At 48.4% G+C, this 12972-nt stretch carries 11 protein-coding genes, 1 pseudogene and 1 CRISPR repeat array; of the genes and pseudogenes, 7 read left to right on the top strand and 5 right to left on the bottom strand.

Annotated features, from left to right (window positions below; genetic code table 11):
• Together ACTQ1O_RS04420 and ACTQ1O_RS04425 are read left to right on the top strand one after the other, a co-directional pair.
• Positions 1-1247 (top strand): transposase (locus ACTQ1O_RS04420; protein ID WP_441486290.1); only part of this gene is annotated, 1247 nt, incomplete at its 5' end.
• Positions 1248-1379: 132 nt separating this feature from the next.
• Positions 1380-2802: a CRISPR direct-repeat array (repeat unit 33 nt; unit sequence GTCGCGCCCCGCGAGGGGCGTGTGAGTAGAAAT).
• A gap of 444 nt (positions 2803-3246) precedes the next feature.
• A complete protein-coding gene (locus ACTQ1O_RS04425) occupies positions 3247-3420 on the top strand; it encodes a hypothetical protein (RefSeq protein ID WP_441486291.1) in 174 nt (57 codons plus the stop codon).
• A 57-nt stretch (positions 3421-3477) separates the two neighbouring features.
• On the opposite strand, the gene ygiD is transcribed toward ACTQ1O_RS04425, so the two are convergent.
• Positions 3478-4269: a 4,5-DOPA dioxygenase extradiol gene (ygiD, locus tag ACTQ1O_RS04430; RefSeq protein ID WP_441486292.1), complete on the bottom strand. Its 792-nt coding sequence runs from the start codon at positions 4267-4269 to the stop codon at positions 3478-3480.
• A gap of 319 nt (positions 4270-4588) precedes the next feature.
• On the opposite strand from ygiD, the gene tnpA reads away from it, so the two are divergent.
• The 3 genes and pseudogenes from tnpA to ACTQ1O_RS04445 all read left to right on the top strand — a co-directional run.
• Positions 4589-5005, top strand: coding sequence for an IS200/IS605 family transposase (gene tnpA / locus ACTQ1O_RS04435; RefSeq protein ID WP_441486293.1), 417 nt, complete (start codon positions 4589-4591; stop codon positions 5003-5005).
• Positions 4986-6125 carry an RNA-guided endonuclease TnpB family protein gene (locus ACTQ1O_RS04440; protein WP_441486294.1) on the top strand — a complete coding sequence of 380 codons (1140 nt, stop codon included), beginning with the start codon at positions 4986-4988 and terminating at the stop codon, positions 6123-6125. Before tnpA ends, ACTQ1O_RS04440 begins: the two co-directional genes overlap by 20 nt.
• Positions 6126-6320: 195 nt before the next feature.
• Positions 6321-6521: pseudogene (locus ACTQ1O_RS04445) on the top strand (winged helix-turn-helix transcriptional regulator); the annotation flags it as partial.
• Positions 6522-6689: 168 nt separating this feature from the next.
• Here ACTQ1O_RS04445 and ACTQ1O_RS04450 read toward each other — a convergent pair.
• The 3 genes from ACTQ1O_RS04450 to ACTQ1O_RS04460 form a co-directional block, all read right to left on the bottom strand.
• Entirely contained in the window at positions 6690-7487 is a 798-nt protein-coding gene (locus tag ACTQ1O_RS04450; protein ID WP_441486295.1) for a hypothetical protein, read from the bottom strand.
• Positions 7488-7785: 298 nt separating this feature from the next.
• The gene (locus ACTQ1O_RS04455; RefSeq protein ID WP_441486296.1) at positions 7786-8289 is read right to left on the bottom strand and encodes a hypothetical protein; all 504 of its coding nucleotides are present in this window, start codon (positions 8287-8289) and stop codon (positions 7786-7788) included.
• Positions 8274-9065, bottom strand: a complete 792-nt coding sequence (locus ACTQ1O_RS04460) for a DUF1295 domain-containing protein (RefSeq protein ID WP_441486297.1) — start codon at positions 9063-9065, stop codon at positions 8274-8276. Before ACTQ1O_RS04460 ends, ACTQ1O_RS04455 begins: the two co-directional genes overlap by 16 nt.
• Before the next feature lie 201 nt (positions 9066-9266).
• Here ACTQ1O_RS04460 and ACTQ1O_RS04465 point away from each other — a divergent pair, with 201 nt between their 5' ends.
• A complete protein-coding gene (locus ACTQ1O_RS04465; RefSeq protein WP_441486298.1) occupies positions 9267-9818 on the top strand; it encodes a TetR/AcrR family transcriptional regulator in 552 nt (183 codons plus the stop codon).
• A gap of 203 nt (positions 9819-10021) precedes the next feature.
• On the opposite strand, the gene ACTQ1O_RS04470 is transcribed toward ACTQ1O_RS04465, so the two are convergent.
• Complete coding sequence (locus ACTQ1O_RS04470) at positions 10022-11233, bottom strand: 6-phosphofructokinase (RefSeq protein WP_441486299.1); 1212 nt, start codon at positions 11231-11233, stop codon at positions 10022-10024.
• A 629-nt stretch (positions 11234-11862) separates the two neighbouring features.
• Here ACTQ1O_RS04470 and mtnA point away from each other — a divergent pair.
• Positions 11863-12966 carry an S-methyl-5-thioribose-1-phosphate isomerase gene (gene mtnA / locus ACTQ1O_RS04475; protein ID WP_441486300.1) on the top strand — a complete coding sequence of 368 codons (1104 nt, stop codon included), beginning with the start codon at positions 11863-11865 and terminating at the stop codon, positions 12964-12966.
• Positions 12967-12972 lie beyond the last annotated feature (6 nt).

Raw genomic sequence — 12972 nt, forward strand, 5'->3', positions numbered from 1 at the left:
AGCTTGATGACAGGATCAAATGGCTTGATGGACATACGGACGAATACCTTCGTATTCTGAAAGAAATGGATGAAGAGAAAGATTTGGATGAGGATGTTGAACTTACACGTGGACTGGTTGAACAGAAGCTGAAAGAAGCACAGGAACGTCTGGAGAGATACAGAGGATACCAGAAGATAATGGAAGAAACTGGTGCTTCGCAGCTTTCTCTGACTGACGCTGATGCCCGGTTGATGAAGAATAAGAACGGTTTTGCTGTATCTTATAATCCCCAGACAGCGGTGGATTCAGAGACGCATCTGATCCGGAACTTTGAGATGACAAACCAGGTTACTGACCATGGATTGATTGGCCCAACGATGGATCAGATCAGAAAGGATTCTCCAAATCAGGTTTTGGAAGCTGTGGCAGATAAGGGATATGAAGACACAAATGATATGGCAGAATGTCTTGACAACGGAATTATCCCCCACGTGATCACAGATGATGGAAAAGATGGATATGAAATCGAGATTCCGTATGAAGAAGCCGAGGCAGATATTACCAGCACGAAGCCTAACGAGCTGAAGAAAGCACTTCATTCCGGACAGATACCTGAAGCTTACAAAGATGTGATCAGCGATATTAAGGTCGAAAATGTCCGCAGGAAGGTAAGCAATGATACATCCGAAGAAATAAAATCACCATATGGGACACCGGAAACTATGAAAGAGCGGGCGATGCAAGGCTACTTCGTCAGAGATCCGGAACGCAATCTTGTGTATTGTCCGGCGGGTGAAATCCTTCGGCAGAAATGTATCAAGAAGGGCGGACAGATCCGGTATGCAAATAAGAATGCCTGCCGTCATTGTCCGAACCGTAATAAGTGTTACCACGGGAAGAACGAGTGGAAGGAAGTTGATTTCTCGAAGGACAAGCTTGAAAAACCTTGTATCGATTGGCTGAAGAGCGAAGGTAGGGTGCCGGATTCATGTGGCGTGGATAAAAAAGGAAAATCTCATTATGAGATGGTTAAAATTGTGAGATTTTTCCTGAAGCCAGATATCGCGAAGACATCCAAAAGGATGTGCCTTTCGGAGCATCCCTTTGGAACAATAAAAAGGTCACTTGGATTCACTTACTTTCTCCTGAATGGGATAAAGAAGGTGACAGGAGAGTTTGCGCTCTTTTGTCTTGGATATAACATCGAACGGGCAAAAAAGTTGCTTGGGTTCGACAAAATGATGGAGCTGATGACTGCAACATAAACCTTTTGTCTTCTGAAACTGTGTACTTTATTCAGCTTTCAATGTGCATGAAAAATGGGCATATTTTATGCCAGAATTGGTTGTCAGGCCACAGAAAATCAAGGTTTTCGGACGGCCTGAGGGGGGTATTGTGTCGCGCCCCGCGAGGGGCGTGTGAGTAGAAATAGACATTCTTCTCCGTGGTCGCACCAATCCTTCGTCGCGCCCCGCGAGGGGCGTGTGAGTAGAAATTTTCAATTCAGCCTTGTCCACATCGTCTTCCATGTCGCGCCCCGCGAGGGGCGTGTGAGTAGAAATATGATGTATACGGAAAGTATTTCCGTGAAAACACGTCGCGCCCCGCGAGGGGCGTGTGAGTAGAAATTATCATTATTCGGGCTGTCGTAATTCATCGCCTGTCGCGCCCCGCGAGGGGCGTGTGAGTAGAAATCCGATCCATCAGCGTGTTGTACGTCCGGATGAGTCGCGCCCCGCGAGGGGCGTGTGAGTAGAAATAAAGTGATTGTCACTGTAAGCTCGTGGGGGATTGTCGCGCCCCGCGAGGGGCGTGTGAGTAGAAATGGTACACAGTTGGAACCTGCTGTGATGTGCCAGTCGCGCCCCGCGAGGGGCGTGTGAGTAGAAATCCTGAGCGATGTCAGCATGTCCGAAAGCTCTTCTGTCGCGCCCCGCGAGGGGCGTGTGAGTAGAAATATTAAACTCGTCCATATACGCCGGATCAAAATCGTCGCGCCCCGCGAGGGGCGTGTGAGTAGAAATGATTCCGACCGTTTCATAGACAAAATCCTGGTAGTCGCGCCCCGCGAGGGGCGTGTGAGTAGAAATTGCCGTTGCGTTGCCGTTGATCGTAACCTGCGGTCGCGCCCCGCGAGGGGCGTGTGAGTAGAAATTTAATGCCGTGGTTTTTCTTATAGGCGTGCAGCTGGTCGCGCCCCGCGAGGGGCGTGTGAGTAGAAATTTCCGATATCGTCCCGGGAGGCTTCGGGACATCGTCGCGCCCCGCGAGGGGCGTGTGAGTAGAAATGACTGAGATGGGCGTGGATGTGGAGACCTTTTCGTCGCGCCCCGCGAGGGGCGTGTGAGTAGAAATCAGTTACCAGCTGAAGTCCCAACAAAAAAGACCTGTCGCGCCCCGCGAGGGGCGTGTGAGTAGAAATCTCTGCATTCTTCTGTCATAGGCATCATCTATAGTCGCGCCCCGCGAGGGGCGTGTGAGTAGAAATGAAAAATATAAATATCAATTTAAGTTTCCGGAGACGTCGCGCCCCGCGAGGGGCGTGTGAGTAGAAATACCGAAAATATATAAATCCGTGGAATCTCCGTTTGTCGCGCCCCGCGGGGGGCGTGTGAGTAGAAATGTTCTTGATCCAACCCTCAGTGGCTGACACCGGTCGCGCCCCGCGAGGGGCGTGTGAGTAGAAATATTCCATCGACCAGAAGACCGTAACTGTCACCCGTCGCGCCCCGCGAGGGGCGTGTGAGTAGAAATGTGTCCGGTGTGACGGTCAACGTCACCGGCTTCGTCGCGCCCCGCGAGGGACGTGTGAGTAGAAATTATGTGGAAAGTACCATGCAGAGCGAGACCAAGTCGCGCCCCGCGAGGGGCGTGTTGCGAGTAGAAGTTAGAAGAAAATATAAGCTTTGCGGATTATTTATCCAGTTCATTGCACTGATCCTACGGTGCAGGAAACGCACGGACTTGAAAGACTGCTGCGAGAAGATGATAAAACGGCCGAAATACATGACCGTTGCAGCGGCTCTGAAAGTAATGATAGAAGCTCTTGATGCCGACCGATTTCTGCGCCGATCATGTTTGCAGAACCCTTCAGGATACTTTTTGGGTGGGCCCCATATAATCGATTTGGATCAAATCTCTGGAGATTCAGAGCATTTGGCAACCTGTGACAAAAATACAAAGCGTAACGTGTGCCGATTTTGGAACATTAATTGATAATGTGTCTTTTACGTGCCAAAATCGGAACATCATACTACGGAGGTGATGATTTTTGTTGAAAGAGGAGAATATCTGGACCAACTAATTCAGTGGAAGGATGAACTGGTCATCAAAGTTGTCACAGACACAGGTATAAGACGTTGTGGAAAATCAACGCTATTGATGCAGTATGCGGCGTGGCTTGGAGCAGACGGTATTGCAAAGGAGCAGATTATCTGAAGACAGGAACGCCTGTATGCCGTAGAACATCTGGTGTGTTGTATGCCTGCCTGATTATTAATTCTGCTCAAGACCGAACGCGTAGCCGGTCATCGCGATTGCGCCGAGTTCACAGTGGTTGTTGAAGACCAGTGGTTTTTCACCTTCGGATGCACCGAGCATGTAGAGGAGCGGAAGAAAATGTTCCGGTGTAGGAGCGGCATATCCGGTGTTCGGTAAGGATTCATATGCGATCACGCGGTCATCCTGGCGATTCCGGACATATTCCGTGATTGCCTTATTAAATGCAAGACATTCCGGGGATCCGTCCGGGTTGTCCCAATCTACCAGGCGCAGATTGTGTACAACGTTTCCGCTTGCAAGGATCAGATAGCCTTCATCACGAAGGGGCGCGAGCGCTTTTCCAAGATTGTAGATTTCGTCCGGGGAAAGCGTGCCGTCAACGGAAAGCTGAACGACCGGGATATCCGCCTCCGGGAACATATGGCAGAGCACGGTCCAGGCACCGTGATCAATGCCCCAGTCATCGTTGACAGACACCCGGTTACCGAGAAGCGCGGACACGCGTTCGGACAGGTCAGGATATCCTTTGACCGGATATTTGAAGTCATACAGCGCTTTCGGGAACCCGTACATGTCGTAGACCTGCTTCGGTTTTTCCGTGCTTTGCACAAAAGTCCCCTTTGTATACCAGTGTGCAGATACGGCGAGGATTGCCTTCGGCTTTCCGAATTGTTCTCTGATTTGAGAGCCGATGCTGTGCAGACCTCTCGTTACAGCAGTGTCCTCCAGTGCCAGCATTGGACTTCCATGGCCGGAAAAAATAACCGGCATTCTTTTTTTATTCATAGTACACCTCCGTAAATTTTATTTAAGATCATCAAATGCTGCCAGGGCCAAATGCTTTTTGACCCGAGATGAGGCCGGGAACTGCTTCGTTATTTTGAAGCTTATTTTGAAACTCTCCGACCTCATCGAAGATGGATATTGTCAGGAACGTGAATAATTCATTCTCATAAGTTTAACACGCCGTAAGCAAGAAATCCCCCACCTCTATAGGTGGCGGGATGAATTGCATAAACACGGCGTTTTTGACTTTGGTGTCTTGCTATGTTACAATCTAATTATAAATAGGTCAGTCGTACTTATCATAGGAGCTATAAATACAATGCAATTAGACACAAATAATCATTCGGTATTCATGCTGCACTATCATCTTATCATGTGCGTAAAATACCGGAATAAGGTAATCGATGACGAGATTTCTATACGTCTGAAAGAAATATTTGTGAGGATCGCTCCTACATATAACATAACATTGGAAGAATGGAATCATGATGTCGATCATGTTCATATTCTTTTTAGAGGACAGCCAAATACAGAGATCAGTAAATTTATCAATGCCTATAAATCTGCAAGCAGCCGTATCATAAAGAAAGAGTTTCCTATGATACGTAAATCCCTTTGGAAAGAGATGTTTTGGTCACAAAGTTTTTGTTTGCTGACTACAGGAGAAGCTGCTGTAGACATTATTAGGCAATACATTCAATCTCAGGGTAAGAAAGATGGCAAACAGGGCAATTAAGTATCGGTTATATCCTACAACGGAACAAAAGATCATGTTTGCAAAAACCTTTGGCTGCTGCCGCAAGGTTTATAATCTCATGCTCGCAGATAAGGTGGAAGGCTATAAAGCAACTGGTAAATTCCCAACGGTTACACCGGCAAAGTATAAGAAAGATTATCCATATCTCAAGGAAGTCGATAGTCTTGCTCTCGCCAATAAGCAGCTGGATCTGCAGGCAGCTTTTCACAATGCCTTTAGCAAAACCCGTAAGAAGAAAAATGGTTTTCCAAAGTTCAAATCCAAAAAACATAGCCGAAAATCTTATACGACAAACAACCAGAAAGGTACGGTTGCGATTATAGACAACAGGTATATCAAACTTCCAAAGGTTGGTAAAATCAAAGCTGTGATCCACCGCATTCCTGATAGCAGATGGATCATAAAATCTGCTACAGTTTTCCAGGAATCAGATGGAAAATTCTATACTTCTGTTCTTTTTGAATTTGAGCTAGTCGAAAACGGTTATATAGCCGACAAGACAAATGCGATCGGACTTGATTATGCGTCGGATGGCTTATATGTAGACAATAATGGTATTGTCGGCTCAAGCCACAAATACTATCGTGAAAGTCACAGAAAACTGGCAAAGGAACAGCGTAAGCTATCACGAAAAGCAGGCTCTAAAAAGAATGAGATAAAGTCGAATAATTATCTCAAACAACTCCGCAAAGTGAATAAGGTTCACAGACATATTGCTAATCAGCGGCTGGATCATCTACACAAAATATCTACTAAGATAGCCAATCAGTATGATGTTGTTTGTGTGGAGACATTGAATATGCGATCTATGGCAAATCATGGGTTCGGTAACGGAAAAGCCACTCTCGACAATGGATATGGAATGTTTCTTTCGATGCTTGAATACAAGCTGTCTGATAGAAATAAGTATCTTGTCAAAGTGGATAAGTGGTTTCCTTCCTCGCAGCGATGTCATTGTTGCGGTAAGATCCATCCGGAGATGAAAAGTTTGCAGACACGTATCATAAAATGCGATTGTGGGATGACTATGAGCCGTGACCAGAATGCAGCAATCAATATCCTGCATGAGGGATTACGATTACTTGCTGAAACAGCCTAAACAAAATATATAGTAGGGATGGAATAGCCCGAACTTATACGCCTGTAGACATTGTGTAAGACATTGAGTTACGTATCATCGTAGCCAATGCAGTAGTGGTTGAAGCAGGAAGCTCCGACTTCTATAAGTCGGAGTAGTTCACTTATCCGACTTGCAAAAATAATACGACCATAGTAGAATGCGGTCAAGCAGGCTACTCTTGCAACACATCTCCGGAATCTGGGAAAAGAGGGGCTGTTGACCAGGACGGTTTATCCGGAAGTACCTCCGCGGGTGGAATATGAGCTTACGGAGATCGGGTACGAGTTCAAACCCGTTCTTGACAGCATTGAATTGTGGGGAAGAAAGTATATCAGGCATCTTGAACAGACGAACTCGTCTTCTGATCGGCTCTGATCCATGCAATAGTCATCTCTGTTGAGTACGGGAAAACTGTCTGAACTACCCGGGTGTCCGTTGACAGTGCCGGGTAGTTGGAAATGGACTACAAGTGGAAATCACGCGTTTGACCACAAACGGATCAGTGTTATCATTGCGTTTATATCGATATTCAATTCCCATTATTTATCGAAACTGCTCAACAAAAGGGCGGATTTCTGTATGATCACGGCATATGTAGCGTTCGCAGATATCGTTGGTCAGAAATGGTGTCAGACAAGGCTGAGTGCCAATCACAATCTCTCTGCTATGCGGTACTGTTTTTTCAGCAATACTGTAGTATGACTGGAAATCTTCAATGATCCTGGATGGTGAGTCCGGGGGAATGACCATTGGCCGCGACTCTTTCATTAGAGAATCAAAGTGCATATTGAGATCGGCTAAAAATCTCGGATCTTTTGTGAAGGTACCGGTCATTGCTGTGTCACCGTTACCGAAAAGAAACGCACAGCTGTCTGTTACGATATAACTTGACGTGAGTGGCCATTTTTCCTGCTCGACATAGTCCGTGTAATAATAGTAGGAGGTATATCTGTCTGATCCAAGTGCCAGTTGCAGAGTGTTCTGCAGAATGGACAGATTTTTCCGCATAATGTCTGCATAATGGTCACCTCGCTGTCTCATTCGGATGATATTCTGGATTTTCGATTGATTTGCCGATTTTTCCGCAATAGAGAGACACTCCAGAATATGAGGGTCATCCGGCTGGACGACAGCATGGATGATCCCTTCGTCGGCGGTCGTCAGGATGGCGAGCAGAACCTGCTGAACGTTCAGGTCGCCGCGTATGTAGCTTATGGAATGGTCAAGCAAGCTGTCCGGGAGTCTCTGCTCGAACATATAGGATTCTGTTGCGTCCGGCGTGATACGGAAATGCTGCAGCATTGTCTCAATCTCTTTCCAGATTAAGTTTGATGTTTTCATTCTATTAAATCCCTACATGGACAACAATATCATATTTTGAAAACCCCCTATCCAGACGATTGTCCAATTATATGGGGAACAAGTTCAGCCCCTATAAGCGTGATAAAGAGTGAAATCTACTGCTGGTTTTTTCTTGCAAATAGTACAAAATCGCCGCCACCTGCTTAACGGGTGGCGGCGACTTTGAACTGCTTAACAAGTGGAGGCGATTCATTGCAGATGTAGTGCCATATTGAAAAAAAGCTGAGATACGCATTATTATCCAGAGATCGGAACAGGATGCCATGCCTGGTCTTCATCAGAACAGAATCCCCAGCAGAAAGCACAGCTGTGTGATTCCATTGACCATCTGTTCTTTCCAGTTTGATCGTGCGTCTCTTCCGTCCAGGCGTTTTGCGAAGAAGCACAGCACAAGGATGCCTGCGATTCCCGCGAGAAAGAAGATACAGGATGGAAAGGCTGTTACATGATGCAGAACCGCTGTCAAAGACCAGCGGCTCCGGTTTACAGCGAGTGCCAGGAGCATCAGGGCAAATCCGGAAGGCATGAGAAAACGCATCTGCCGGTTCAGAAACGGCACATCGATTTTTTTGAGTGCGATTACAAATTTCCAGCCTGCCTTTAGTGATCCGGCGAGGATAACCAGTACAGCGCCGATCCGGAAGAGCAGACTTGGAAAGCGGCAGGCGAGAACGCCGGCGCTGATACTGAAAAAGAGTACGGGTATACAGTCCGTCAGCGCCATGGACAGATGGAATCCTTCCGGGATGTTTGCGTTGCCTTGCATCATGCGACCAGCCATTTGTGCTCCTTTACCGAGTAGATGGGCAGAAACGGTATCATGATCGGGGTTGTGGATTTATATTTCCGATATTCCGGGTCATTTCCGTAGTTCTTGTCCTGACGGATTTCCAGCCGGCGCGCTCCTCCGAACATCACGTAGATAATTCCGGCATAGCCGAGAAGAGAACAGATCCATTCGGCGGCAGTGTGATATACGTTGAGTCCGGAAATGAAGACACCGGTCCAGAAGATCATCTCGCCAAAATAATTGGGACAGCGCACAAGACGGAACAGACCCGTATCGACAAAACGTCCCGGGTTCTTTTTCTTTGCGCGGTTTTTTTGCAGATCCGCGGTAGTTTCCAGAAGCAGACCGGTCAGAGAGATCAGGAATCCGATCAGGCAGAGAGCATCTGTGTCCTTATTGTCCTGCAGCCGGAAAAGAACCGGGGAAGTCTGCAGAACGTAAAGGACGGCTGCGGAAATCCATATGCCGACTTTGGCTGCGAAGGACACATTTTTATCGGATTTTACCTCTCCCTTCATCCGGCGGGTGTAGGCGGTTTTCAGGTCGCGATACGCGAGATATCCGGAGAGCCGGCAGCCGTAGACGATGAAGAGCACGCACTGCAGGATGGTTCCGGCACTCAGACTCCCGGAGAACGGGCACAGGAGGCCGGCACCGACCAGGGCGACAGCAGCTCCGTATCCCAGGGAAATGAACCATACATATTTGCGGAAACCACAGGAGCTGGCCAGAAGGGCCAGAAGCAGAAGAATCAAAAACTCTTTCATAAACAAAATCCTTTCGTTTGTCGCAGGCGAAAACCCACTGCCTTTAGGCTGCCGTTCGTTGGCACAGACACCTGCTGATGATCTTGACAGGTTATTTTTGAATGGTGCATATTAAATGATAGCGACAGCTGTCGTTATTTTCAATCGATTTCTTTCGGGAACGAGGAAACTGCAACATTCAGAGAGGAGGTGTCGCTTTTCTTGAGAAGAAAAGATCTGGACCACAGTCTGATACAGAGCTATCTGACGGAGGCGCTGCTGCAACTTATGGGGACAAAAAATTTTTCGGATATTTCTGTCGGTGAAATTGCGGAGCGGGCGGGGGTTCACAGGGCGACATTTTATCGGCATTTCAGTTCAAAGGATGAAGTCCTTCGATGTGCTCTGGCACGGATGCTCCGGGAAACAGAGGGAGACAGGGAACTGCTTCAAACGGATTTCACCTCGTTTATCCGCCCGGTGTTTCAGGCATTTTTCGACAACAAAAATCAGATGCTCCGGCTGTACAAAGCCGGTTTATCGGGTCAGATCCTGGATGTTCTGAAGGAGTATTTTCATTTTGATGAGATTCCGGATATGGCCATAAATTGCGGGGATGGTGATGGCGCATCCGATACAGGTGAAACCATAAATATGGAAAAATACAGGATGGCCTACCGGACAGGCGGCATATATTCCTGCCTGCTTCTGTGGTTTTCTCACGATATGAGGGAGACGCCGGAGGAAATGACGGAGATCGCTGTGTCGCTGTGACAGTGTAATTCGGTTAGTGATGAGTGTGGACGATGTGATTCGGTGAGTGATGATCGTAGAAGATGTGACCTTTTGCGTGATGGCAGGAAAGAAATTTTGAAGCGCCGGGCCGGCTGTGGAAAACTGTGTGAACCGGGGCTGCCACAACAGGTGTTGCGGCAGCCCCGGTTCATCAGGATTCCTGTTCAAACGAATGTGTGACGTCAGTACAGGACCATTGTTTCCGGGATGCCGTTTTTCCATACGATACGGCTCTCACCCTGGATCAGCGGTTTCAGGTAATCGATCATCTTCTGGGTCACATCGTTTCCGGATTTGTTGATCCAGTCCGCAGGAACTTTTTTCTCTGCATTTGCAGCGACATCGATATCGACAAGGCCGTAGGCCACGCGGTACGGTTTATCGGATGTACGGATAATGGAAGCCATTTTGCCGCTTTCGCCATTCAGAGCGGCCTGAACTGCTTTCATTCCGACCATACGCGACTCGTCTTCATCGGTTGCGCTCTGAAGGTGGGAGGCGCAGCGCTGCATGAGGTTCAGCTCGATGGATCGAACCTTGCAGCCGATTTTATTGCGGACGAGTGTCTCCAGAACAGAGGAGGCTCCCGCGATATAGGAATGTCCGAAATTGTCGGTCGCCTTAGTCTGGACGATTTCGGAGACATATCTTCCGTCCGAAAGCTTTACGCCCTCACTGACGGCGACCAGTACAGCGTCCTCCTCGGAAAGCTTCTGCTGGACATCCTGGATGAAGGATTCCGGGTAAAAAGGACTCTCGCAGAGGTAGATCAGATCGGGACCTTTTCCGCCATTCAGACGGGAGAGCGCGGAGGCGGCGGTAAGCCATCCGGCGTTTCTGCCCATGACTTCAACGATGGTGACCGCCTTTTTGGCGTATACATGGCAGTCGCGTTCCAGCTCTGAGAAGGTGGTGGCGATATATTTTGCCGCAGATCCGAACCCTGGGCAGTGATCCGTGCCGCAGAGATCATTGTCAATTGTCTTCGGTGCTCCCATGATGGAGATCCCGGTGATATTGTGTACACGGCAGTAAAGGGAGAGCTTGGCAATGGTATCCATGGAATCGTTGCCGCCAATATAGATGAAATACGAGATGGAATTCTTCTGAAGAATATCGATGATGCGCGCGAGCTGCTTCTGATCCTTCAGCTTCAGGCGGCAGGAGCCAAGAGCGGCGGCCGGTGTCTGGGACAGGAGCTGAAGTGCCTCGGAATTATCGATCTTGTCGCGGAGGTCGATGAAATTTTCCTCCATCACACCCTCGATACCGTTCACGGCACCGTAGATGTTGTCGATCTGGTCTGAAATCTGTGCACAGCTAATGATCCCGGCAAGGGTTGCGTTGATGGCGGAAGTAGGTCCGCCGGATTGAGCTACGAGCAAATTCTTCACTTTTTATTTATCCTCCGGTATATTTCTCATTCAGTGTCGTATACAATATAGCATCCCGCTGTAGTGTTGACAATAGAAGGTACGGAAAGGATGCCACGATGCCAGGCGCCATTTGTTGTTTACGGACGGGAACGACACGATCAAGCCACAGCAGGGTTGGGAGCATGGGGTCTCCAGACAAAAGACAGAAAGAAAAAGACAGGATGAAGAAGGTATAAGGGAAAATACGAAAAACAGGTTCACTTGATGTAAGAAAGATGATATAGTTGAAACTGTACTGTTTTAGTCGGATTTACTGTATAAGTCCAGTCGTAATGTTCTTGGCCCATGGGGAGCTTGCTCACCAGTGGGCAAGAACATTAGCGACGACAACAGGTATGAGCATGGAGCGGTGCGAAGCAACGCGGGAATGCTCATACCTGTTAGCGGCACGGAAGCTGCGAAGCAGCGAAGTGACGCGGGGACTTATACAGTGTGTGGCACGATTATCGTGTGGGCGTTACAGCATAAGTCCAGTCGTAATGTTCTTGGCCCATGGGGAGCTTGCTCACCAGTGGGCAAGAACATTAGCGACGACAACAGGTATGAGCACGAATTTATACATATTATTATAGAAAGAGGATTTTGTAATGAGTAAAAAACAGAGCATCATGGATATTGACACCGTTTCCCTGGATGATGAGAACAGTCAGATTATCATCATCGACCAGACTCTCCTTCCCTATGAGACAAAGACGATTCGTCTGACCACGCAGAATCAGATCTGGGACGCTATCTATACGCTTCAGGTCAGAGGAGCGCCGGCGATCGGGGTGACGGCGGGCTTTGGACTTTATCTCGCCGCAAAGGAGATCGGCGCGCACGCGAAGAGCTTTGATGATTTTTATCCGGAGTTTGTCAAGGCAAAGGATTATCTGGATTCTTCAAGACCGACAGCGGTGAATTTGTCATGGGCATTGAACATGCTTGACAAGACGGCACAGAAGAACCGGGACAAAACGGTTCCGGAGATTGTGGAGGCTCTGCACCGTGAGGCCGTCCGGATTCAGGAAGAGGATATCTGGGCGTGCCATAAGCTTGGCGAGTACGGCCTGACCCTTGTGAAGCCCGGGGACGGACTGCTGACGCATTGCAATGCCGGAAAGCTTGCCGCGACACGCTACGGCATGGCGACGGCGCCGATGTATCTCGGGCAGGAAAAGGGCTATCATTTCCATGTGTACTGCGACGAAACCCGTCCGGTGCTTCAGGGCGCGCGGCTGACGGCGAAGGAACTGATGGATTCCGGAATCGATACGACCGTTATCTGTGACAATATGTCCAGCTCTCTGATGAAGGAGGGTAAGGTTCAGGCTGTTTTTGTCGGCTGTGACCGTGTGGCGGCGAACGGAGATACCGCAAACAAGATCGGGACCTCGGTTGTTGCTATCGTGGCAAAGCATTATGGTGTTCCGATGTACATCATGGCTCCGACTTCCACAATTGATATGAATACGCCGGACGGTAGCAAAATCCGCATCGAGCAGAGAAAGCCGGAAGAGGTGACCGAGATGTGGTACAAGAAGAGAATGGCGCCGGAGGGAGTCAAGGTCTACAATCCCGCCTTTGACGTAACGGATCATGAGCTGATTACCGCGGTTGTGACGGAATACGGAATTGCGAGACCGCCTTATACGGAATCGCTGAAGAAAATCATGGAGAAAAAAGCTGAAGCGATGAAAGAGAAGGAATAATGATAC

This window comes from Bilifractor sp. LCP21S3_A7 (assembly GCF_052118825.1).
Classification (GTDB): domain Bacteria; phylum Bacillota; class Clostridia; order Lachnospirales; family Lachnospiraceae; genus Bilifractor.